This is a genomic window from Enterobacter sp. JMULE2, from assembly GCF_013337145.1.
Lineage (GTDB): Bacteria > Pseudomonadota > Gammaproteobacteria > Enterobacterales > Enterobacteriaceae > Enterobacter > Enterobacter mori.
In genome coordinates this window covers 57854-80927 of record NZ_SGWD01000014.1, presented here as the reverse complement: position 1 = coordinate 80927, position 23074 = coordinate 57854, and the positions used below count along the sequence as shown (strand labels likewise).

The 23074-nt window shown below is 55.9% G+C and carries 17 protein-coding genes; 1 reads left to right on the top strand and 16 read right to left on the bottom strand.

Features of this window, described 5'->3' with window-relative positions; genetic code table 11:
- The first annotated feature begins 65 nt into the window (after positions 1-65).
- Positions 66-1310: a mechanosensitive ion channel family protein gene (locus tag EXW94_RS15665; protein ID WP_010428305.1), complete on the top strand. Its 1245-nt coding sequence runs from the start codon at positions 66-68 to the stop codon at positions 1308-1310.
- Here EXW94_RS15665 and EXW94_RS15660 read toward each other — a convergent pair whose 3' ends face one another.
- The 16 genes from EXW94_RS15660 to EXW94_RS15585 all read right to left on the bottom strand — a co-directional run bounded on the left by EXW94_RS15660 (position 1311) and on the right by EXW94_RS15585 (position 23062).
- Positions 1311-2282, bottom strand: coding sequence for a LacI family DNA-binding transcriptional regulator (locus EXW94_RS15660; RefSeq protein WP_174340483.1), 972 nt, complete (start codon positions 2280-2282; stop codon positions 1311-1313).
- A gap of 75 nt (positions 2283-2357) precedes the next feature.
- On the bottom strand, positions 2358-3500 hold the full coding sequence (locus EXW94_RS15655) for a Gfo/Idh/MocA family protein (RefSeq protein ID WP_174340482.1): 1143 nt from the start codon (positions 3498-3500) through the stop codon (positions 2358-2360).
- Positions 3493-4518 (bottom strand): sugar phosphate isomerase/epimerase, encoded by a 1026-nt coding sequence (locus EXW94_RS15650; RefSeq protein ID WP_174340481.1) that lies wholly within the window; start codon positions 4516-4518, stop codon positions 3493-3495. The genes EXW94_RS15655 and EXW94_RS15650 overlap by 8 nt, the downstream gene beginning before the upstream one ends.
- A 15-nt stretch (positions 4519-4533) precedes the next feature.
- Positions 4534-5772, bottom strand: a complete 1239-nt coding sequence (locus tag EXW94_RS15645; RefSeq protein WP_120159066.1) for an MFS transporter — start codon at positions 5770-5772, stop codon at positions 4534-4536.
- A 249-nt stretch (positions 5773-6021) separates the two neighbouring features.
- Positions 6022-7410, bottom strand: a complete 1389-nt coding sequence (pheP, locus tag EXW94_RS15640; RefSeq protein WP_174340480.1) for a phenylalanine transporter — start codon at positions 7408-7410, stop codon at positions 6022-6024.
- A 102-nt stretch (positions 7411-7512) separates the two neighbouring features.
- Positions 7513-9486, bottom strand: a complete 1974-nt coding sequence (locus EXW94_RS15635) for a PhoX family phosphatase (RefSeq protein WP_174340479.1) — start codon at positions 9484-9486, stop codon at positions 7513-7515.
- 125 nt (positions 9487-9611) lie between these two features.
- Positions 9612-11795 (bottom strand): TonB-dependent siderophore receptor, encoded by a 2184-nt coding sequence (locus tag EXW94_RS15630; RefSeq protein WP_174340478.1) that lies wholly within the window; start codon positions 11793-11795, stop codon positions 9612-9614.
- A 215-nt stretch (positions 11796-12010) separates the two neighbouring features.
- On the bottom strand, positions 12011-12286 hold the full coding sequence (gene yahO / locus EXW94_RS15625; protein WP_010428286.1) for a DUF1471 family periplasmic protein YahO: 276 nt from the start codon (positions 12284-12286) through the stop codon (positions 12011-12013).
- A 150-nt stretch (positions 12287-12436) separates the two neighbouring features.
- Positions 12437-13468, bottom strand: coding sequence for an ABC transporter ATP-binding protein (locus EXW94_RS15620; protein ID WP_174340477.1), 1032 nt, complete (start codon positions 13466-13468; stop codon positions 12437-12439).
- A gap of 1 nt (position 13469) precedes the next feature.
- A complete protein-coding gene (locus tag EXW94_RS15615) occupies positions 13470-15044 on the bottom strand; it encodes an iron ABC transporter permease (RefSeq protein WP_174340476.1) in 1575 nt (524 codons plus the stop codon).
- A 24-nt stretch (positions 15045-15068) separates the two neighbouring features.
- The gene (locus EXW94_RS15610) at positions 15069-16085 is read right to left on the bottom strand and encodes an iron ABC transporter substrate-binding protein (protein ID WP_108415756.1); all 1017 of its coding nucleotides are present in this window, start codon (positions 16083-16085) and stop codon (positions 15069-15071) included.
- 584 nt (positions 16086-16669) lie between these two features.
- Positions 16670-17059 carry a S24 family peptidase gene (locus EXW94_RS15605; RefSeq protein WP_174340475.1) on the bottom strand — a complete coding sequence of 130 codons (390 nt, stop codon included), beginning with the start codon at positions 17057-17059 and terminating at the stop codon, positions 16670-16672.
- A 142-nt stretch (positions 17060-17201) separates the two neighbouring features.
- Complete coding sequence (locus tag EXW94_RS15600; protein WP_254797851.1) at positions 17202-18257, bottom strand: acyltransferase; 1056 nt, start codon at positions 18255-18257, stop codon at positions 17202-17204.
- Positions 18258-18302: 45 nt separating this feature from the next.
- The gene (locus EXW94_RS28270) at positions 18303-20174 is read right to left on the bottom strand and encodes a hypothetical protein (protein ID WP_254797848.1); all 1872 of its coding nucleotides are present in this window, start codon (positions 20172-20174) and stop codon (positions 18303-18305) included.
- A 58-nt stretch (positions 20175-20232) separates the two neighbouring features.
- Complete coding sequence (locus EXW94_RS15590) at positions 20233-22710, bottom strand: host specificity factor TipJ family phage tail protein (protein WP_174340473.1); 2478 nt, start codon at positions 22708-22710, stop codon at positions 20233-20235.
- A complete protein-coding gene (locus EXW94_RS15585; protein WP_174340664.1) occupies positions 22697-23062 on the bottom strand; it encodes an NlpC/P60 family protein in 366 nt (121 codons plus the stop codon). The genes EXW94_RS15590 and EXW94_RS15585 overlap by 14 nt, the downstream gene beginning before the upstream one ends.
- Positions 23063-23074: the final 12 nt, after the last annotated feature.

Genomic DNA, 23074 nt, shown 5'->3' with positions numbered 1-23074 from the left:
GCCTGTGAATTTGCATAATAGATCCGCAGCCGCCATTATGGGGCTGCATCAATACAGGAGACGTTATGCAGGAATTAATTGCTCAGGTTGAAGAGTTAGGGATTGAAATTAATCACACCACCTCGTTAGTGATTATCTTTGGTATCATTTTTCTTACCGCCATCGTGGTTCATTTTATTCTGCACAAGCTGGTGCTCCGCGCTTTCGAAAAACGCGCGCAGGCCAGCAGCCATTTGTGGCTGCAGATCATTACCCAGAATAAGTTATTTCACCGTCTGGCCTTTACCCTACAGGGGATAATCGTCAACGTTCAGGCGGTACTGTGGCTGCAAAAAGGCAGCGAAGCGGCGGAAATGCTCACCACCTGCGCGAAGCTGTGGGTGATGGTGTATGCCCTGCTCTCCTTCTTCTCGCTGCTGGACGTGATTTTCAATCTGTCCCAGAAAATGGCCACCGCGTCGCAGCTGCCGCTGAAAGGGATTTTCCAGGGCATCAAGCTGGTGAGCGCTATCCTGGTGGGGATTTTGATTATCTCCCTGCTGATCGGCCAGTCCCCGGCGATTCTGATCAGCGGTCTGGGTGCCATGGCCGCCGTTCTGATGCTGGTGTTTAAAGACCCGATACTTGGGCTGGTGGCGGGCATTCAGCTCTCCGCCAACGACATGCTGAAGCTCGGCGACTGGCTGGAAATGCCGAAATACGGTGCCAACGGCACGGTGACGGACATCGGCCTGACCACCGTAAAAGTGCGCAATTTTGATAACACCATCACCACCATTCCGACGTGGGCGCTGGTCTCCGACGCCTTTATCAACTGGAGCGGCATGTCGGCCTCCGGCGGTCGACGCATTAAGCGCAGCCTGAATATCGATACCACCAGCATTCATTTTCTCGACGAGCAGGAACAGCAGAAGCTGATTCAGGCGAAGCTGCTGAAGCCTTATCTGGCCGCGCGCCACGAGGAAATTAACCTCTGGAACCAGCAGAACGGCGAGGGGGAATCGATATTAAATCTGCGCAAGATGACCAATATCGGCACCTTCCGCGCCTACCTGAATGAATATCTGCGCAACCACCCGCGCATTCGCAAAGATATGACGCTAATGGTGCGCCAGCTCGCGCCGGATGCCAACGGCCTGCCGATTGAAATATACGCCTTCACCAACACGGTGATCTGGGCAGAATATGAGGAAATTCAGGCCGACATCTTCGACCATATTTTTGCGGTGGTGGATGAATTTGGTCTGCGTATTCACCAGTCGCCAACCGGGAACGATATTCGCTCCCTGGCGGGCGTTATCGCAAAATAATCAGGTACTGGCGCGGGAAATAAAGCGCCAGTCCATCATCACCCTTTCCGTGGGCGCATCCGGGTTGTCGACTTTGTTCAGTAACAGATCGACCGCCTTGCGCCCGATATCCCGCGACGGCTGCTCGATGGTGGTGAGCGAGATCATGTCCGCCAGCTCTGTGCCGTCAAACCCCACGACCGCGATATCCTCCGGTACCCGCAGCCCCGCCTGCTGAATCGCGCGCAGTGCGCCTGCGGCCAGGGTGTCCGATACCGCAAACACCGCGTCCGGCGGGTTCTCTTTCAGCAGATTTTCCATCGCCGCCATCCCGGCGCGCGAGCTGAGATCGCTGGCGTATTCCACCGCCTGATAGTCCAGATCCTTCAGGTGGATCACGCTCTTGTAGCCGCGCTCGCGCAGGCGGGCATATTTATAGCTGAGGTCGTGATTGATCATCGCGATACGCGTACGGCCGCTCTCGGCCAGCTGGCTGACGGCATGCTGAGAGGCATCGACGTCGTTAATCCCCACGCAGGAGACCGCACCCGCATCGGCGTATTCGGCGCACTGCACCCACGGCGCGGCACCAATCAGCGCGGCCAGTTCCGGCAGCTTCGAGAAGGCGTCCATGGTGATAATGCCGTCGACAATTTTTCCCGACAGCAGGCTTAAGCCCGAGCGGGAACGTTCGATATCCGAACCGGAGTTGCACAGCAGAATGCGGTAGCCGTTTTTCTCCGCCTCTTCTTCAATGCCCTTCACCACCTCGGCGCAGAACGGGTTGGCGATGTTGGAGACCATCACCAGGATCATATAGCTGCGGGCGGTGCGCAGCTGGCGCGCCAGCAGGTTCGGCTGGTAGTTGCTCTCCTGGATCGCCTGCAGAACGCGCTCGCGGTTTTTCGCCTTCACGGTGTCGCTGTTGTTGAGCACGCGGGAGACCGTCGCCACGGAGACCCCGGCGAGCTGAGCGATTTTCTGAATTGACATAGCGACGACACATCCTGCGGTTAGCGTTTTATGCAGGCTACCATAAAACGGTTGCCCGGCGAACCGGGCAACACGTCAATACGCCACGCGCACCCAGCGCTGCTGCTGGTGGCTTTTCACTATCGCATCAATGATATACATCACGTTTGCGCCGTCGTAGAAGGTTGCAAACGGCGGGTTTTCCGGCATTGCGCCCGCCTGCACGGTGCGGTAGAACTGCGCCATCATGTTTTTGAAGGCGTCCGGCCAGCCTTCGATATGCCCGCCGGGGAAGTGGGCGCTGTCGGCCACGTCAGGGTTCATCAGGCCCGGATCGTCGGTGAGCGTCTGGTTGGCCTGCGCGCGATGGCCGACCCACAGCCGCTGCGGGATCTCCTGATCCCACGCCACCGACCGCTCGCTGCCGTTGATCTCAAACGTCAGGCGATTTTTGCGCCCCGCGCTCACCTGCGAGACGCTAAAGCTGCCCTTGCTGCCGTCGTCGAAGCGGAACAGCACCGAACCGAAGTCTTCGGTGGTGACCGGCTTGTCTTCATACTGCGCGTGCACATCGTGGGTAAAGGTCTGATTGCCCGACACGCTGGCTTTGCGCGTCGGCCAGACGATGGCGAGATCGGCCATCACCTCGGTTATGCGTCGCCCGGTGACAAACTGCACCGTGTCGCACCAGTGGGAGCCGATGTCCGCCACCGCGCGCGATGCACCGCCGAGCGCGGCATCCACCCGCCAGTTGTAGTCGGTTTCCAGCAGCATCCAGTCCTGGAGATAGCTGCCGTGCGAGGCGAACAGCCGTCCGATATCGCCCGCGCGCATCATGCTCGCCGCCTGGCGCACCATTGCAAACTGGCGATAGACAAAGCTCACGCCGTGCACCACGCTCGCCTGCTCCGCCAGCGCCAGCAGCTCGCGCGCCTCGTCAGGGGTCATACACAGCGGCTTTTCGGAAAACACGTGCTTGCCCGCCCGCAGGATCTGGCGGTTAATCTCCGCGTGCAGGTGGTTCGGCGTGCAATTGTGCACCACGTGCAGATCGGGGTGCGCGAGCAGTTCCTCAACGCTGCCGTAGGTATGCGGCACATTTAAGGCTCGCGCCTTTTCCTGCGCCTGCGCAGGCGTGCCGTCGCACAGGGCAACCACCTGCACAAAACCGAGGCGCCTGAGCGCCTCGATATGCGCCGGGCCGATAAACCCGCTGCCGATAATCCCGACGTTAATCATGCTTGCCTCCTGCCGCGAAGTCGTCAAACGCGCGCCCGGAGACCGGGATGATATGGCGGCGGATAAACTCGCTGCCTTCCCTCGCGCCGGTTTCGCCGTCCTTCAGACAGCACTCCCACTCAAGCACCGCCCAGCCGTCATAGTCGTACTGGGTCAGCTTGCTGAAAATGCCCTTAAAGTCGATCTGCCCGTCACCGAGCGAGCGGAAGCGTCCGGCGCGGTTGATCCACGGCTGGTAGCCGCCGTAAACGCCGCTGCGCCCGCTGGGGCGGAACTCGGCATCCTTCACGTGAAACGCCTTGATGCGCGAGTGGTAGATGTCGATAAAGGTCAGGTAGTCCATCTGCTGCAGCAGCATGTGGCTTGGGTCAAAAAGGATGTTACAGCGAGGATGGTTATCTACCCGCGCCAGAAAACGCTCGAAGGTCACGCCGTCGTGCAGATCTTCCCCCGGATGCAGCTCAAAGCAAACGTCCACGCCCTGCTCGTCGAACGCATCCAGAATCGGCCGCCAGCGGGCTGCCAGCTCCCCGAATGCATCCTGAAAACGCTGCTCGTTATGCGGCGGCCACGGGTAGAAAAACGGCCATGCCAGCGAGCCTGAGAAGGTCGCGTGCGCTTTCAGGCCTAACCTGGCCGAGGCAACCGCCGCCTGCCTCAGCTTCTCCGTCGCCCACGCCCGTCGCGCCGCATCGTTGCCGCGCACGGCGGCGGGCGCGAAGTGGTCAAACGCGTCGCTGTAGACCGGGTTTACCGCCACAAGCTGCCCCTCCAGATGGGTCGACAGCTCGCTGATGACCAGCCCGTACGCTGCCAGCTTGCCGGTAATGTCATCGCAGTAGGTCTGGCTCTCGGCCGCTTTTTCGACATCAAAAATGTGCGGATGATTGCAGGGGATCTGCACCGCTTTATAACCCTTCCCGGCTGCCCACCCGGCCAGCCCGTCGAGCGAGTTGAACGGCGCTTCCCCGCCAATAAACTGCGACAGAAAAATGCCGGGTCCTTTCATCGTCCTCATACCACCTCCTGAACGTTACGCCTTGTCATCGTCATACTTGAACGTGAGAAGGAAAATCAGCGCGATCGCCGCGGCTGCCACCGCCGGGATCCACCAGAATGTCACCCACGCCTGCGGCACGGTTTGCCCCGCCACCAGACGGTTATATAGCGCGCCGGAAATCTGTGAGCCGAGCAGCATGCCGATGCCGTAGGTGAACATCACGATCATGCTCTGCGCCTGACCTTTGACCTTTTCACCCGCCACGCGGTCGGTATAGATAAAGCCCACCACAAAGAAGAAGTCATAGCACACGCCGTGCAGCAGGATGCCGATATAGAGCAGGAAGCGCCCCTCCTCGCTCACGCCCAGCGCGAACATGGCGTAACGCACAAACCACGCCAGCATGCCAATCAGCAGCATGACTTTCACGCCCAGGCGGCGGAACAGCAGCGGGATCACCAGCATGAAGAAGATTTCCGACATCTGCCCGAAGGACATGGCGGTGCTGACGTCGGCAATCCCGGCATCCGCCAGGTATGAGGCGGTATAGGCGTAGTAGGTGCCCAACGGGACGGAGATCAGCATCGCGCAGACGGAGAAGACGAAGAAGTGGCGGGTTTTGAGCAGCGCAAAGGCATCCGCACAGAAGAGATCGCGCACCTTAACCGGCAGGCCTTTCGCCGGGGCTGGCGTGTGCGGCAGCGTCAGGCTGTAAAGCGCCAGCAGCACGGAACTGGCCGCCGCCACCTGGAAGATGGTCACGCTGGACGCCACGCCGGTCACGCCGATGAAAATGCCCGCGACAATCCAGCCGATGGTGCCGAACACGCGCACCACCGGGAAGGTTTTATCCACGTTCGCCAGGCTGTGGAACGCGATGTTGTTGGTCAACGCCAGCGTCGGCATGTAGCAGAGCGTGTAGCCAAACAGCAGGCCGATCAGCAGTGCGCCGTTCTCGGCAATCAGCGCCCCCGGCACGAACCAGAGGATGGCCGCGCCCGCCAGATGCATCACCGCCATCACCTTCTGCGAGGCGAAGAAGCGGTCCACCAGCATCCCGAGCACGAACGGCGAGAGAATAGACGCAATTGGCCCGGCGGAGAAGGCATCGCCAATCAGCAGCGACATGTTGTGCTGGGTCATCACCAGGCCGAGCGTGACCGACCAGCTACCCCAGATAAAAAACTGCAGAAACATCATCAGCGACAGTCGCGGCACCAGCAGCCGGTGCTGCGCTATCGCCTTTCCACTACTTTCAGTTGTTGACACCATGATGAGCCTCACCCAGGAAAAGTAATCGATTACAAAACAGTTCAAATAAAAAGTAATCGATTACAAAATAAAAATCCTGTGGATCGAAACGGAATTGGGAGGGAGGTCACGATAAAGGTTGGGTTGGAGGTTATTTGGGATTTTGTAGGCCCGGTAAGCGCAGCGCCACCGGGCGTGGAGGCAGGCAGTGTGGTGCGGTCTGGTGCCCTCACCCCGGCCCTCTCCCACAGGGAGAGGGAGAAAACCGCGCTACTTTTTGCGCGAGAGCTTAAATGCAATAAACAGGAACACCACCCACACCGGCAGCACCATCGCTGACAGGCGCATCTCATCCATGGTGCACATCAGCACCAGAATCAGCCCCAGGAACGCGATGCAGATGTAGTTCCCCGCCGGGTAGAGCAGCGCTTTAAACTGCGTCTCGCGTCCCTTGCGGCGCATCGCCGCGCGGAAGCGCAGGTGCGCCAGGCAGATCATGATCCAGTTCAGCAGCAGCGTCGCGACAACCAGCGCCATCAGAAGGCCAAAGGCCTGTTTCGGCAACAGGTAGTTGATCAGCACCACCAGAGAGGTAATCGCGCCGGAAAGGAACAGCGAGTTGACCGGCACGCCGCGACGGCTGACGCGGGTGAGGAACTTCGGCGCGTTGCCCTGCACCGAGAGGCCAAACAGCATGCGGCTGTTGGAGTAAACCCCGCTGTTATAGACCGACAGCGACGCCACGAGAATGACGAAGTTCAGCGCCGAGGCTACCACGTTGCTGTTCAGATCGTGGAAAATCATCACGAACGGACTGCTGTCGGACTTCACTTCCACCCACGGATAGAGCGCCAGCAACACTACCAGCGAACCGATATAGAACAGGAGAATACGGTACACCACCTGGTTGACCGCTTTCGGAATGCTTTTTTGCGGGTCGCGCGCTTCAGCCGCGGTAATGCCAATCAGCTCCAGCCCGCCGAAGGAGAACATGATCACCGCCAGTGAGAGGATCAGCCCTTTCCAGCCGGTTGCCAGGAAGCCGCCGTGCTGCCACAGGTTGTCGATTGTGGCCCGCTCGCCGCCGTGACCGGAGAACAGCAGCCACAGGCCAAAGCCGATCATGCCGATAATCGCCAGCACCTTGATCAGCGCAAACCAGAACTCGGTTTCGCCATACAGGCGCACGTTTACGAGGTTAACGGCGTTGATAATGATGAAGAAGGCTGCTGCCCAGATCCACGTCGGCACGTCCGGCAGCCAGTACTGCATGTAGATGCCCGCGGCGGTCAGCTCTGCCATCCCGACCAGCACGAACATGACCCAGTAGTTCCAGCCGGACAGGAAGCCTGCGAACGGCCCCCAGTATTTATAAGCAAAGTGCGCGAAGGAGCCTGAAACCGGCTCTTCAACGACCATCTCGCCAAGCTGGCGCATGATCAGGAAGGCGATAATCCCGGCGATAGCGTAACCCAGCAGAACCGCCGGGCCCGCCATCTGAATGGCGGGGCCGATGCCGAGAAACAGCCCGGTACCGATTGCGCCGCCAAGGGCAATTAACTGAATATGTCGATTTTGCAAACCACGTTGCAGCGTCGGATTCTGATCCGACGAAGCTTCAGCGCTACCATGGCCTGAAGCGGATGACGCGTCTTTCACGCCCTACCCCTGTCTCTTTTTTAGAAGGGGCACGTTTTAACACTTCATGCTGGAGGTAGCAAGTTTAACGCCGGGCCACTGCATGCACCCGGCAGATAAAGGTCACGACCCGATGATCCCACCGTCCGCTTTGACGATCACCACCGTTGACGATCGCGGACGCCCGTTCGGGCTGGCGTCTGGCCAGTTGGAGACGGCGCGCGGATTGGCCGGATCGGTAATATCATCCCCACCCTCCCCTGGATGCTGAATGTTAATGAACAGCGTTCGGTTGTCCGGCGTAAACGCAATGCCGGTGATTTCACACCCGCGCGGTCCGGTAAGGAAACGGCGGTATTCGTTAGTGCCCGGAATGGTAGCGACCATCTGGTTATTGCCCATCCCCTCGTACGCTTTCTTATTGATGGTGCTGGAAGAGACGTCTGTTTGGATCCACAGGACGCCCTGATGATCGAACAACAGGCCATCCGGGCTGCCGAATTCCGCGCCCTGCATGGAGCCTTTGGCCTTTGGATCGTCGCCGTCGGTGCGCCCGGCCATGACCAGAATATCCCATTTAAAGCGTGCGGCGGCAGGATCGGCCCCGTCTTCGTGCCAGTGCATAATATGACCAAACACGTTGTTGGCGCGCGGGTTGGCGGCATCGACTGGCGCCTTGCCCTCCTTGCCGCGATCGCTGTTATTGGTAAGCGTACAGTAGACGCTGCCGCTGGCGTGCGGATCGACGGCTATCCACTCGGGGCGATCCATTTTCGTCGCCCCCACCACATCAGCCGCCAGGCGGGTTTTAATCAGCAGGTCGCCCTGGCTTTCAAATCCGTTGCTTTTATCCAGGCCGTTTTGCCCGAAGATCAGCGGCAGCCAGTCGCCGCTCCCCTCCTCGTTGAACCTGGCGACGTACAGCGTGCCGGACGTCAGCAGCTGCATATTGGCTTCACGGTTCGCAGGATCGTATTTGTTGTCCGAGACAAATTTGTAGATGTACTCAAACTTCTGATCGTCACCCATATACACCACCACGCGCTTATCGGCAGCGAGCGTGACGGCCGCCCCCTCATGCTTGAAGCGGCCAAGCGCGGTGTGTTTGCGTGGCGTGGAGGTCGGGTCGTAGGGATCAATCTCCACGACCCAGCCAAAACGGTTAGGTTCGTTCGGGGTTTTATCGACGCTGAACCGGTCATCCACTTCGTTCCAGCGGTAGGACTCGTCGCTGTCGCTGATGCCGTAGCGTTTTTCCAGCGGGTTAAGATCGGCTTTTTTGACAAAAATATCCGACCAGTTCTCCTCGCAGGTGAGATAGGTGCCCCACGGCGTATGGCCGTTAGCGCAGTTTTGCATGGTGCCCAGCACGCGTTCCCCCTGCGGGTCGGCGGCGGTTTTCACTAAGGGCTGATGCCGCGCCGGGCCAGTAAGCTGCATCGGCGTATTGACGGTTATACGGCGGGCGAGAGAGGACGGGCGAACCACCTGCCACTCACTGCCCGTTTTTTTCACTTCCACCACCGACACGCCCATCGCGTTCTGCCCCTTGCGGACTTTGTCGAGGTTCCAGTTCGCGGTGCCGTCCGTAAACAGCATTCCGTTGTCGATGTATTCATGGTTCAGCGCCAGCAGCCCATGCTCCGGGTTTTGCGCTCCCTGAGGCAGGCTAAACCACGCCATCCCGTCGTGGTGCATGCCCGCCTGCACCGCCTGCTCGTCCGTGGTGTTGCTGGCGTCCGGCTTAAAGGCTGGCATGTTGTTTTTAATTCCCGTCGGGTCACCCCAGCGATAAAACGGGCGAGCAATATAGCCTTCCGGCACCCTTACCGTATCTTCCGTGGAAACGGGGATGCTGCTAAACCCAAGCGACACCGCTTTCGCCAGCGTGGAAGGCTTCGATACCGCGGCAATAGCGCTTTCAGGTTTGATCAGAAAGGGGAATGAAACGGCAGCCCCCGCAACGGCGCCCACCTGCAAAAAACGGCGGCGGGAAAGGAACACCTCGGCAACCTCGGAGAAAACCGGGTTGGCGCTGCGGTTAGCGATATCGTCGCGATGTTCTTTTTTGAAAACGGATTTGAGGGGTCTGCCCATAGCGGCTTCCTGTCATTGGCAATTGGTAAGAATGTGGCGACCAGTGTAAGAAGCTTTTGTTACAATTTTATAACACGATAACGGAAGGATGGGGCATCCCTGCCCCGGATAACGAGGTGGAACGCTTAGAACTCGTAGCCAACCGAGACCTTAAAGGTCCGCGGTTCGCCCTGAGTGATGTAGGTGCCGGAATCGTCTACGCTGGCCCAGTAGTTCTCGTTGGTCACGTTGTCGATGCCTGCGCGCACGGTCATCTGGTTTGCATTGTGGTTCACCGCGAAGCGATAGCGCATGCCCAGATCCAGCGTGGTGTAGCTGTCCAGCTTTTTGGTGTTTGCCAGGTCAGCGTACTGCGTGCCGGAGTGGTTCACGCGAGCGGTCGCTGTCAAACCGTCAACGGGCTTGATGTCGTATTCCGCGCCCAGCACGGCGTAGAAATTCGGAATACCGATCGCATCGTTACCCTGATTGACGCCGTTTTTGGTTTTGGTCAGCTCGGCCTGCAGCCAGGTGGCGCTGGCGTTCAGACGCATACCCAGCATCGGCTCGCCGAAGACGTTCAGCTCAACGCCACGGTTACGCTGCTCGGCATCCAGGCCGTAGTGGCCGCTGTCGTCGAGGATTGCCGACGGCATTTTGATTTCGAACAGCGCAAGCGATCCGCCCAAGCGGCCGAAGTCCGCCTTCACGCCCACTTCGTTCTGCTTAGAGTGAACGATACCGGTGCTCTGGCCGTAGTTGGTGGCGGTGTTAGGTGCAGTTTTGCCCGGCTGCAGCGCTTCGGCGTGGTTGGCGTAGAGGGAAATTTCCTCCCACGGCTTGTAGACCACGCCGTAGGTGGGCATCCAGCGGCTGCCGTCGAAACCGTCCGCCGCGTTTTCCGCACCGGTGATTTTGTTGTAGCCGCGGATGACCACCTTCTGATGGCGCGCCCCGGCGGTGAACAGCAGCTTGTCGTCCAGTACGCCCAGCGTATCGCTCAGCAGCCAGCCCTGGGTACGGGTGCGCCCGCTGGTCAGCGGATCGCTGTATTTCCCGCCAGAGCCGTTGAAGTTGGTGCTGTCCGGCATATCAACGCCGGTGTTGTGATAGATGTTAGTGGTCGGGTTATCCGCCGCCGCCGACATTTTCCACGCGATTTTTTCGTTTTTGGTCATCGCTGAATACCCGACGTTGACCTTGTGCGAGACAAAACCGGTGTCAAAGTTACCGCGAATGCCCGCCATCCCGCTGACGGAGTCGCTGATGCGGTTGGTGTCGAGGCGGCTGACCGTGGCCTTGCCGCTCTTGTCCAGCAGCTTCGGCGCGCTGTAGATCCCTTCCTCGTGCGCGTGCTGCGCGCCCAGACCGGTATAGGCGGTCCAGCCATCGGTGATGTCGTACTCGCTGCGCCACATCCCGAATTCGTTTTCGATATTGCTGTAGGCCCACTTTTGCGAGAAATTGCGGTCATTTTTCGGCGGCTCAGGGACGAAATCCACCCCTGAAATATTGACGCTGGTAGGGCTGCCGTGGAAGGTTTTCTTCTGATAGCCCATGTCCAGCGAGGTGCGGAAGCGGTCGCCTTTGTAGTCCAGGCCGGTGGAAAGCAGCGTGGTGCGGCGGCGGTCATTCGGCACGCCGGTTTCCCCTTCGCGATGAACGAGGTTCACGCGTGCGCCAAACTGGTCGTTATCACCAAAGCGACGGCCCGCGTCCAGCGTGGTGCCAATCTGGGAATCCGAGGTGTAGTCGACGCCCACTTTTGCCTGCGGCGTCTCGCCCGCATGTTTCGGCTCAAGGTTGATCATCCCGCCCACGCCGGAGCTTGCCGCACCGTTCATCAGCGAGTTGGCCCCTTTGAAGATCTCAATGCGGTCGACCATCTGGGCATCCACCACCTGACGCGGAAGCACACCTGACAGGCCGCCAAAGGTCATGTCATCGCCGTCGAACTTCAGGCCACGAATACGGAACGTTTCGGCGCTGTTGCCGTAGCCCTGAACATATTGCACGCCCGCGTCGTTGGCGACGACATCGGCAATGGTCTTAGCCTGCTGATCTTCCACCAGCTTCGAGGTGTAGCTGATGATGTTGAACGGCACGTCCATGGCGTTCTGCTGACCGAGCATCCCCATGCGTCCGCCATTTGCCACCTGCCCGTCGAGGAAGGCAGGCACCAGCTGGTCACCGCCGGGGGTGAAATCACTCTCCGCCGCAGCCTGGACGATGAGGGTGTCCTCTTTTTTCTCATCCGCCGCCAGAGCGGAATGGGTCACTGCGCCAATGGCAAGCGCCAGCAGCGTTTTATGCATTGTGGTGTTGTTCATAATTAACTCGTTTAAATGTGCGCGCAAAAATGACCCGTGGTCGGGCCTTAGAATGGTGTAAATGCAATGCAAATGAGAACTATACGCATTATCCATGCGTTATCAAGTGTAACCGCGCATTTCTGGTCGCGAAAAGAGGTTAATCAGAATGGAGGGATGATGACGAGGAGCAGGACGAGAACAGCCACCCCGCATTGGGGGTGGCTGCAATAACATTATTTTTTCTTGTAGATATCGGCGGTGCCGTGAATTTTGTTGTTGGTATTACCGGACGTCAGTACCAGCACATCAGCGCCTTGTTTGTCTGCTTTCTCAATCAGCTCTTTCTTCGCATCATCAATCGATACTTCATTTGAAGTATTAACAGTACCGATTTTTTCATACTGTGATTCTACTTTCTCAAATTCATTTTTCGTCAGCAGTTCTGCAGCAAAGGCATTAGTGGTAAACAGAAACGCGGTTCCCAACAAAATAGCAGTCGTTTTTTTCATAACCTTTTTTCCTTGAGATTAATCAGCAACTACGAAAAACCTCACACACGATGATGAGGTGTATTGAGCATGGTAGAGAATCTCAGGAAATTCCACACGTACAGGAAAATTCTTCTATAACAACCCATTGCATGAAATAACTAACGAATATTAAGAATATTCAAAAACGCGTGCGACGCCCGCAATATCAATGCGCACCGCCGTGCCGGGGTTCCACCCAGCCTGACTGACCGTTTTCAGAACAACAGGCTCCTGTCGCCCGGCTAAGGCAAGGGTGAGCGTGGACAAATGGCCCGTGAAATCGACCTCAATAATCGAGACCGGGCTTTCATGTGGGGCACATGCCGTTACGCGCAGCTGTTCCGGGCGCATCATCACTCTGCCCTCTCCTGTCGCACGGGCATTGTCCGTGGGCACTTCACCCAGCGCGCACATCGCGTACCCGCTGGAGAGCTGGGCAGGCAGGATCACCGCATCGCCAAGAAACAGCGCGGTCTCTTCATCAACGGGCCGGGAGTAGACCTCGTAAGGCGTACCCACCTGGCTGAAGCGCCCGCCGCGCATCACTGCTACCTGGGTGGCAAAGGACAAGGCTTCGTTTTGGTCGTGCGTCACCAGAATGGAGGCCACACCTGCTTCCGCCAGCAGGTCGGCGGTCGCTTTGCGCGTCATGGCGCGCAGCCCGGTATCCAGCGCAGAAAAGGGTTCGTCGAGCAGCATGACTGACGGACGCTGGGCCAGCGCGCGGGCCAGCGCAACGCGCTGCTGCTGTCCACCGGAAATCTCATGCGGCCAGTGCGTTGCCAGCTGCCTGTCCAGAGAGACTTTCTCCATCAGCGCGTCCACCCGCTGACGTTTTTCATCCCGCGTGCCGTCCAGCCCCCAGGCGATGTTGTCAGCCACATTAAGGTGCGGGAACAGCGCCCCTTCCTGCGGGACAAAACCGATCCCACGCAGATGGGCGGGCACAAAATTGTGTTCATCAAACAGCGTGCGTCCCTGCATGACAATGCGCCCGCTGTCCGGCATTTCGAATCCGGCAAGAATACGCAGCAGCGTGGTTTTTCCCGACCCTGACGGCCCGACAATCGCCGTTCGGCTCCCCGGTGCAACGCTCAGATTCACATTATCAAGCACCCGCGCATCGGAAAACGATTTCGAAATGGACGTTAATTCAAGCATGTCATAGCCCTGCAATTTTTTTAGACTGCATATAAAGAATGGCGGTTAGCGGCAGTGAGATAAGGATCATCAGCATGGCGTAAGGGGCCGCAGCCACATAATCGATCTCGCTGGTGAGAGCCCAGAAGCCGGTGGAGAGCGTACGCGTTCCCAGTGGCGACAGCAGCAGCGTTGCGGTCAGTTCATTGCTGACGCCGAGGAAAACCAGCGCCGCGCCCGCCGCCGCGCCCGGTGCGGCCAGCCGCAGGGTGACGCGCCATAATGCTTCAGCGGGCGTGCTGCCAAGGCTGCGCGCCACGTTTTCCAGCTCAACCGGCGCCTGCGCAATGCCGGCCCGGAGGTTAATCAGCGCGCGGGGCATAAACAGCAGCAGGTAGGCGAGGAACAGCGTCACTTCCGTCTGATAAATCGGACGGGCATAGTGGATAGTCACCGTGACCAACGCCAGCGCGGTCACAATACCCGGCAGCGAGCTGGTGATATAAATGCACCCTTCCAGCATACGGAAAATACGGTGTGGATAACGGATCCCGAGCCACGCGATGGGGATCACGCACGCCGTCGTCAGCAGCGCTCCGCCCACGCCGAGCATCAGCGTCTGGCGCAGCGAGTGCCAGAGATCGGCGCTCATCCAGTTTTCCACGCCGCCCAGCCAGATCCAGCGACACAACACGATTAAGGGTACGCCCAGCGCCAGCAGCACCAGCGTCAGAAAAAGCAGCTGTCCCAGCCACGCCATAGCAGGCTCAAGCGGCCAGCGCTTCTGCTCGCGCGCGGCGCCTGCGCCAATCCGCGCATAGCGTGTTTTTCCGCGCGTGACGCCTTCAAGCATCAGGATAGCCAGACAGCATAAGGCCAGTACGCCCGCCAGCATGTTCGCGGCCGAGCCGCTGAACGTAGACTGGAACTGGTCATAAATGGCCGTGGTGAAGGTGTCGAAGCGGATCATGACGTACAGGCCATACTCCGCCAGCAGGTGCAGCGCCACCAGCAGCGCGCCGCCGCAGATCGCCAGTTTAAGCTGAGGCAGCACCACGCGGGAAAAGACCCGCCAGGGAGGCGATCCGAGCGAAGCGGCGACATCTTCAAGCGTGGGATCGAGACGGCGCAGCACCGCCGCAACCGGCATGTAGATAAACGGATAGTAGGCCAGAACGGAGAGGAACACCCCCGCAGAAAGGCCGTGCATGCCCGGTACCACGCTTACCCAGGCATAGCTTTGCACAAACGCGGGGATCGCCAGCGGGGCCACCGCCAGCGCCGACCATACGCCTCGTCCCGCAAGCATTGTGCGCTCCGTCAGCCAGGCTATCGCCACGCCCAACACAATGCATAGCGGAACCGCTAACGCCATCAGCCACAGCGTGTTGCTGAGCAGCTCAGCCACCCGCGGGCGGAACACCAGCGTCTTAATCGTTTCCCAGCCGGTCTCAATGCCGATGGCAATGATAAAGCCCAAAGGCAGAAGCGCCAGTAATGAAAACAAGACAGCTAACGCAACCATCGGCAGCGCGGGACGCCTGCGAACAGGCTTCCGCACGCGGTTTTTACCGATGTCGAGACTCAAACCAGACATAAGACATTCACTTTGCGTTCAGGATCACAGCAGGCCAGCTTGCGTCATCAGCTCGATAACTTTCTTACTGTTGAGCGTGGAAGGTTCCACTTTTGGCGCATCCAGATCCTTCAGCGGAACCAGTTTCGGGTTGGACGCGGCATTCACGCCAACGGCATATTCAAAGGCGTTGTTGGTACGCAGGCTTTCCTGACCTTCTTTGCCGGTGATGTATTTGATGAAGGCCTGCGCCTGCGCTTTATGCTTGCTGGATGCCAGCACGCCACCGCCAGAGAGGCTGACAAATGCGCCCGGATCCTGGTGTTTGAAATAGTAGAGCTGGGTATTTTTGCTGTTTTCACCCGTTTTGGACTGATCGACAAAACGGTAGTAGTGATAGATCACGCCGCCATCAATCTGGCCCGCGTTGACCGCTTTCATCACGGTACTGTTACCTTTGTAAGCAACGAAATTGGTTTTCATCGCCTTGAGCCAGTCCAGCGTGGCCTGCTCGCCCTTCAGCGCCAGCATTGCGCTAACGATCGCCTGGAAATCCGCGCCTGACGGAGACGCGGCCCAGCGCCCTTTCCACTCAGGTTTCGCCAGATCCATCAGCGATGCTGGCAGCTGTGTCTCATTTAATTTTTGCGGGTTATAGACAAACACGGTGCTACGCGCGGCGATGCCTATCCAGCGACCGTGCGCTGGACGAAATTCCGCTGGTACCTGCTTTAACGTATCGGCATCTAAAGGCGCAAATAATTTAGCGTTATCAACCAATACCATGGACGGCGAGTTTTCCGTCAGAAATACGTCCGCAGGCGATGCGCTGCCTTCCTGAACCAGCTGGTTGCCCAGCTCGCTGTCACCGCCGTTTCGCAGAGTAACTTTAATTCCCGTTTCTTTCGTAAAGCCATCAACCCATGACTGCACCAGGTTTTCATGCTGTGCGTTATACACAACGATACCCTGATTATTATCAGCAGCAACTGATTGTGTAGAAAGGAAAAGTGATGAAGACAACAAGGCAAGCGAGAAGCATGACAGCAGGCGAGAATTCATGAACATATCCTTAATAGACCGACGAGATTCACCCCTGAAGGGGTTGTGCGACAGGATTAAAGCATACAAAAACGCTAATGATAATTAGTATCAATCCAGTTTAGTCGTAAAAGTGGAAAATATCTTCACGCCGGGGTTTAAGGTGATAAAAATCTAATTTAGAAAGCGAGCTGGATATAAGATTAAGAAAACCTTAAGACGGAAAATAACAGGTTTTAATTAGCTTTCTATTTATTATTCCGTTAATTAAAGGAACGCATCAGGGATAAGAAACAATAGGTACAGGGCTCAGGAAAGAGCAGAGGGTTGAGCGTGAAAACAGACGAAAATGAACATGCTGGAAAGACAGTAATGCGGAATGGTACGCCCTGTAGGATTCGAACCTACGACCTACGGCTTAGAAGAACGTAGAGTACTATTTAACACACTGTAATGTCATTAGTTTTTCCGCGCTCGCACGTGGTTTGTGTCATTACGTGTCGTTATATGCTTCTGCGTTTCGTTATGATTCATCTATGCATGACACATCCGTGACACAGAGAGTGCACAGCCATGCCGCCTGGTATAGCTATGCCCTTTCCCCATCACATCACCGGGCAGTCGTCGAACTCGCCTGAGCGAGCATCGTTGATGCTGTAGGTGATCACTCCAAACACCGGCCGCGATGTGTCCGACACATCGTCCTTCAACGGTAACGACTCCCTCCTTCCATTCTCAGGGTTTTCCAGATGCGGCTGCGGATGTGTTCTGTAGCGCATGATCCTGAACTCACCATCAAGTGCGCACACCAGAAGAGAGCCGTCTTTTGGTGTCAGCGACGAGTCGACGATAAGCATTGCGCCCTTCATTATGCCAGCTCGCAGGTATGTAGAGCCCGCTATCATCATGTACGTGGATGATGGATGAGAGATGAGCCTCTTGTCGAGCGATATGCGCTCTTCAACGTAGTCTGCTGCTGGCGATGGAAAACCCATGATGCACCTCCGGTAATAACTGTATGTGCATACAGTATTATCGTTCATGGGCGCAGATCAAGCGAGACGAGTAAGCTGATTGGTAAGTGGATGGAGATACTTGAAATTTAGTTGTGAAAAACCCGCCGGAGCGGGTTCTTGTTCATGCAGCCTGTTGCATCCTGTTTGGACTGAAAGTCATTTTTCTTGCTATGTTGATGATTGGCTTTTCAAGCAATAAATATGCAGGGAGGGTTAGTGTCGCAACGATTAAAGATGCGGCAACCATGTAAATGTCGACCGGTGCGCCAAGTCGTAGAAGTGCGGGTATCAATAAGGCCACCAATGGAATGAAAATCAAGTGGCAAAGATAGGTTGTATAGGATGCCTCGCCGCAGAACACCAGGAATCGGGTGAATGCACCATCTTTAACTTTTATGAATGGGCATGCTAACACTATGATGAATGCAGGCAATCCCATAGAGTAAAGGCGATCCATTCCTCCTACGCTTAGCGTTAGCCAGCATGATGCGGCAAACCCAAGAACGCAGATGCTTACAGGGATTATGTTATTGATAGAAAGATGAGAATATTTACGATAAATCCAGGCGCATAAAATCCCCATAATAAAGTCGAGAACAATATTGTTACCGAAGAAAAATGAATATTGACCTTCTATATGCGATGGGGCATAAATCATGACTGCTACAATAATTAAAGATATCAGCGTGAATAAATACCGATTCGCAAAGGCTACGCACAAACCGAACACGAGATAGAAGTACATCTCATACTGCAGTGTCCACCCCTGACCAAGAATCAACCTACCCTGGCCGTTTGGATAGATGTCAGGCGTAAGAATTAAGCTGTTGACCAGCAGGTTGAAATCTGAAAGATATTGCTGCTTGAGAGCGAACAAAGTGATAATAGTCCACACCCAGTATATAGGGTATATCCTCCACACTCTCTTACCCATGAACGACAGCGCACTTCTTATGCCATGATCGCCTTTATGCGAATATGCCATGATGAATCCGCTTATGCAGAAAAAAACATGCACTCCGAACCCACCCATGTAAACGAACCCGGTAGACATAAAGAACGAGTCTCCTTTCATCTGGCTGTATACATATGCGCCAACGTGATTGAACACCACAAGAAAGGCAGCCAAGGCTCTAAGTATCTGTATTGATTCAAGCTTGTTGTTAGTTTTCATCATTCCCACCAGGATAATTCCTGGAGGGAATATAGCACTTGCCAGCGATTACAGCCAGCCATATACCCTATAGTAACCGGTAGTGTAGTTTGTCCCACCTGATGAACCAAACAAAGAGTTGCTATATGGATAGGTGCCTGTTCGCAATACAATTTGCGTATCGGTCAATGCTACCGCTGCACCTGCACCGGTTGTTGATACCTGGCCAGTGCTTACCTTGTGCACTGTGCCCGCACTGGCATCAGGAGAAAAGAATACATCAAGATCTCTGATCTTCTGATTGAAACCAGTAGAGAGGGTGTAGTTCTGAAGTGCAGCCACGCTAACCCAGCCAGAGTCAAAGTCTGGAATATCTGGAGTAAATATCTCGAAAGAATCACCCTGCGCTGCAGCTTGCTCGACAGTTTCTTTCCAGACAATGCCTATCAGCCTGTTCCCTTCGAAATATCCTGATTGGTAACCACTGCTGTTTGCCAGTCCTCCAGTAACACGCGCCCTCTCACTAAACGACAGGTCAGATGCGATTATTTTTGCCAGAGTGGAATATCTGTAGTAAAGAACCTGAGCCGTTCTGTCTACATAGAGGAATAAAATATATGGTGTCCCTGACTTCGTCCTTCTTACAAAAAGAGAAGGGGCAACAACATAAGCTCCGTCACCACCAGTAAAATTACTGTCGCCAGCATCAACCCAGGTTACCCCTCCATCAGTAGAGGTAAAGATATGGAATTTACCACTTATTCCTGATGCTACCCTTGATATGGCGATTGCGTATTTACCAATGCAAGCTATTTGAGTTTCGTTGTAGTCATTTGCACCTGAGTAAATAACAGGTCCATCTGACCATGTTTCTCCACTATCGCTACTCTGGAAAAATGAAACAGAGAAGACCGTGCCGACCCTTTTGTAAAAAGGAATAACTACTTTATTTCCAATTACATTGGCAAGACCATAAGGAATTGTGTACGCATACCCTCCAGCCTGACTTACAGTGACCGTTTTTATCAATGTCCAGGTGTCCCCACAATCCTTAGACACATAAAACACAACGTCTCTGGGTGTATTATCTGTCTGCATAAGGTTTGTGCAGAGCACAATGTTACCGTTAGGCATAACCCCACCAGAGGCGCATCTCATATCAAGAGTTGGATCAGATAACACCTGAACAGGGGCGCTCCATCCTGTAGGTTGAAGCTCCGTTTTCATAATTACCCCTTTTGAACCAACATGAGTTGGAGCCCTACGGAAAAGGGTAATTATTCTTCCATCTCGCAGCTTCATAGTGAGGCCGAAATGATCGTAAGGCAGGGCTACATCCTTTGGAATAGAGTTGCTGACAGTATAGTGGTTTAATCCCTCAAGGAACCTCATATCACTGTATGTGCCAGCAGTCACTACTGAGTCGACTACAGAAATGTCACCGCCGATATGTGACGTCTGCTCATGCAGATCATCCAGTTCAGCCTGAACGGTAGACGGGTTTCCATCCTTGTCGGCTGCACCAACCATCCCGGCGCCTGCTACCGTTGCGAGCAATGCGCGAAGACTAGCATCACCAATACCAATCCATGCACCGACACCAACTCCTCCTGATGTGGCAGGGGTTGACCCAGCATCTACATGCTTTGGTAATGCACCGTCCCAGCGATAGTATTCCCCGGTATCTTCGTCACGAAGAGCCTGATTAGGCAGAGTGATGTCTGCGCCATCCTGGAAAGAGTCGACAAGGATCCATCCGTACTGAGCAATAGCCTGTTGAGCCAGCCAGCGAAGACCTTCGATGGTGTAATGCTCGTTACCGAAACGGTCTACATAAGTGTTTACCAGTGAGGTAACGAACTCGTCAATTTTTCCGGCGTTATATTTAAGGTCGCGATAGGATTCGCTTGGAACTGGCAAATTGGTAGGTTGCGTAGCCATATTGATTCCATAAAAAAACCCGGCACGTTGTCCGGGTTCGGTTGGTCGGGGACGGTTCTTATTGGTAGATGGCGTCGCTGTATTCCGCGACGGTCAGAGATACCGTGTTATCTGTGTTCGGTTTGATGCTGTTGACCGTCCATAGCTGACTGTCCAGTTCCTCTACGGTCGCTATGAGGTAGCGCGACGGGAGCTGTACAGTGTCTCCGTTCCATATGTTGAGCTGAATGTCGGGTATTGCCGCAGTGAAGCCGTACTTCGTGTCGGCCCGCGCCTCCGCAGGATAGCGCAGCGTCGGATTACCCAGGCTGTCGGTCACCAGTACATACATCGAACCGGTGAAGGTGATCGGCTCGCTGGTATCGAAGTCATTCCCTGATCGGCCGGTGACGTAACCACCTTGCTGGTTGCTGTCGTAGATATCAGGCATCTGAATGACGCTGCCAACCTGAATTATCCCGTCTTCGAACACCTTGGCGTTCATCTTCACCCGGGAGTAGATCAGACGCTTCGTTTCGCGCAGCGCGCGCTCCCGCGCCTGATACTCGTTACGGAAGCCGACTATCTCCAGCTTGTTCGGGTTCTCGGCTTCCTGTTCGACGATATCGCCGTTCAACACGCGGTAGTTGATGTACGTCTTGTTGTTCGTGGTCGGGTGAACGTATGACGTTTGCACACCTTCATAACCACCAGGCAAAGTGGCCTCGTACGTCATTTTGTACTCGTCCGTCTTCATGTTTGCCCGGTTGAACACTGCATCCGGGTAGTCTACCTTCTGATCTCGTGTAAATGTCAGCACCCCGTCATCCCAGTAAGCCAACACAGACGCCGCATTACATATTGCCTGCACCCGGTCTCCGAGAGAGTCGTTCTCGTCGTCGAAGGTATAGTCGAAATAACCCAAGCGCTCATCAGGCAGGCTTTCAGCAATCGAGTACAGCCCGTACAGGTCAATGCTGCTGACCGGCTGCCCACCCATAATCAGCCAGGTGTGTGCTACCGCATCAGCGAACGAGCGAGACGGTCGCAGCGTGTAATCCACCGTCTGCGTGTCAAGGTCGTAGGTGATGGTATGGCGGGTCACCAGCGCGTTATATTTGCGCTCTCGGCTGCCAAGGGCGTTCTCTGTCGCCCTCACCTTCACCCGTACCAGCGTGTCGGTCGGGTGAACAACGTTCGTACGGATGTTGATGCTGTGGATCTCTTCGACCTTCAGCAGTGACGCGTCGCCGGAGTTATCCGTGCGCTGGAAGCTGACCGCATACTTCCCGAAGCCGCCGGTCGGCGTGATTTTATCGGTGCGGTAGAAAACCTCACTCGTCGACTGGTGAGGCGTGGTCTGCCGGTACGTAAACGTCTGCTGCGTGCCCGGCACCTGGTTGTAGTCATCGTCAATTTTCCAGATGACAACCTTCCAGTTGGTCTCTTTCTTACCGCCGAGGCTGGACTGGGTATGCAGCCACAGCTGCGTCGACTCGACCGGGGAGAAGAACGGGCCTACCACCAGCGCCTCGTTATCGTTGAGGATGAACTTCGTGGTGTTGATCGTGGCATTCGCCGGGATGTCCTGCGGCCCCTCCAGCTGGTTCATCGTGAACGTGTACCAGCGTACCGGATTCACCACTGCACCGTCGTTTGTTTCAACGGCGGAGATAAGCGTTCCGGAGAATGTCGCATCGGTAGTAACGCTGCCTGATGCAGTGTTATACGTCACGTTGATGGTGAAGGTCACCGCGTGAGGCAACACCAGCCCCATGAAGTAATCGAAATCAGCCTGCTTAACGATTTTCATCGCTATCTGACCGCCGGAGTAGGTGCCGCTGACTACAGTCGTTGCGGTGGCTGTTTCGATCGGGAAGTCACTGGCTTCGTTCTGCCCCGGCACCTCCTGCCCATCGACATCATCGAACCCGTAGCCTTCAACGATCTGCGGGATAACTTCACCTGGCTCGAAGAACTGATATTCAGCACCGGCCATGCTCCCCAGACTAGATTCTGAGTAGCGAATAGATTCACGGTCATATTTTCCAATACCGACGCACATCCACTCAGTAACGTACTTCAGGCCGCCATCCGTAGATGTCTGGTGAACGTATTCGAAAACCGACTCCTGAATCAGATCCGGGAAAGAGCGAATCTGCCCGTAAATGTCCGGTTTTGCCTTATAGACACGCGCGGTGTTTGTCTGACCGGTCAGGCTATTGTTTGGCGAGTCGACGGTATTACCGCCGTTGTTGGCGATGGCTGGCTTCGGCGCCAGGAACGAAAATACCTGCCCCACCACTTTAAAGATCGGGCTCAGGATGTCGCCTACAATCCCCTTTGGCTGGTCGAATATCTGGATGCGGTCCAGTTCTCTCAGCTCAAACTCCAGCTCATCGTCATCGCTAAGCTTCACGCCGTTGCGGACGATCAGCAGATCGCGGTGAAAGGTAGCGTCATTGGCCGCAAGCCAGTCATAAAAAAGGGTGCCGTTTGGCACCCTGTAGCGTTCTTTTGGCGTTCCCGGGAAACGCTGAAGCTCAATCAACGCCATAAGAAAAAAACTCCACTTTGGTGAATGCCCGCTGAATGACCAGCAACGAGTCCATGCGTACGCTTCCGTTCTCGCCGCGCGAGTGCAGCGCCATCCGGTTCAGCACCAGGCCAACATGCGCCGGTTGCGCACCGCGGTATCCGACGAATATCCCGCCCTCGACCGGTTTGTCGACCTGGTTCCAGAAAACGACATCACCCTGATAGCAGGTGAAGAAGTCCTCACCGGCTTCGTAGTCCGGCGTCTGGTGCAGCTCAATTCCGAGAACGTGCCGGTAATACAGCACGCACAAGCCCCAGCAATCCACCTTATCGAACGAGCAGGCACGGTTAGCCCACGGCACGCCGATCATCCTGCTGATGAA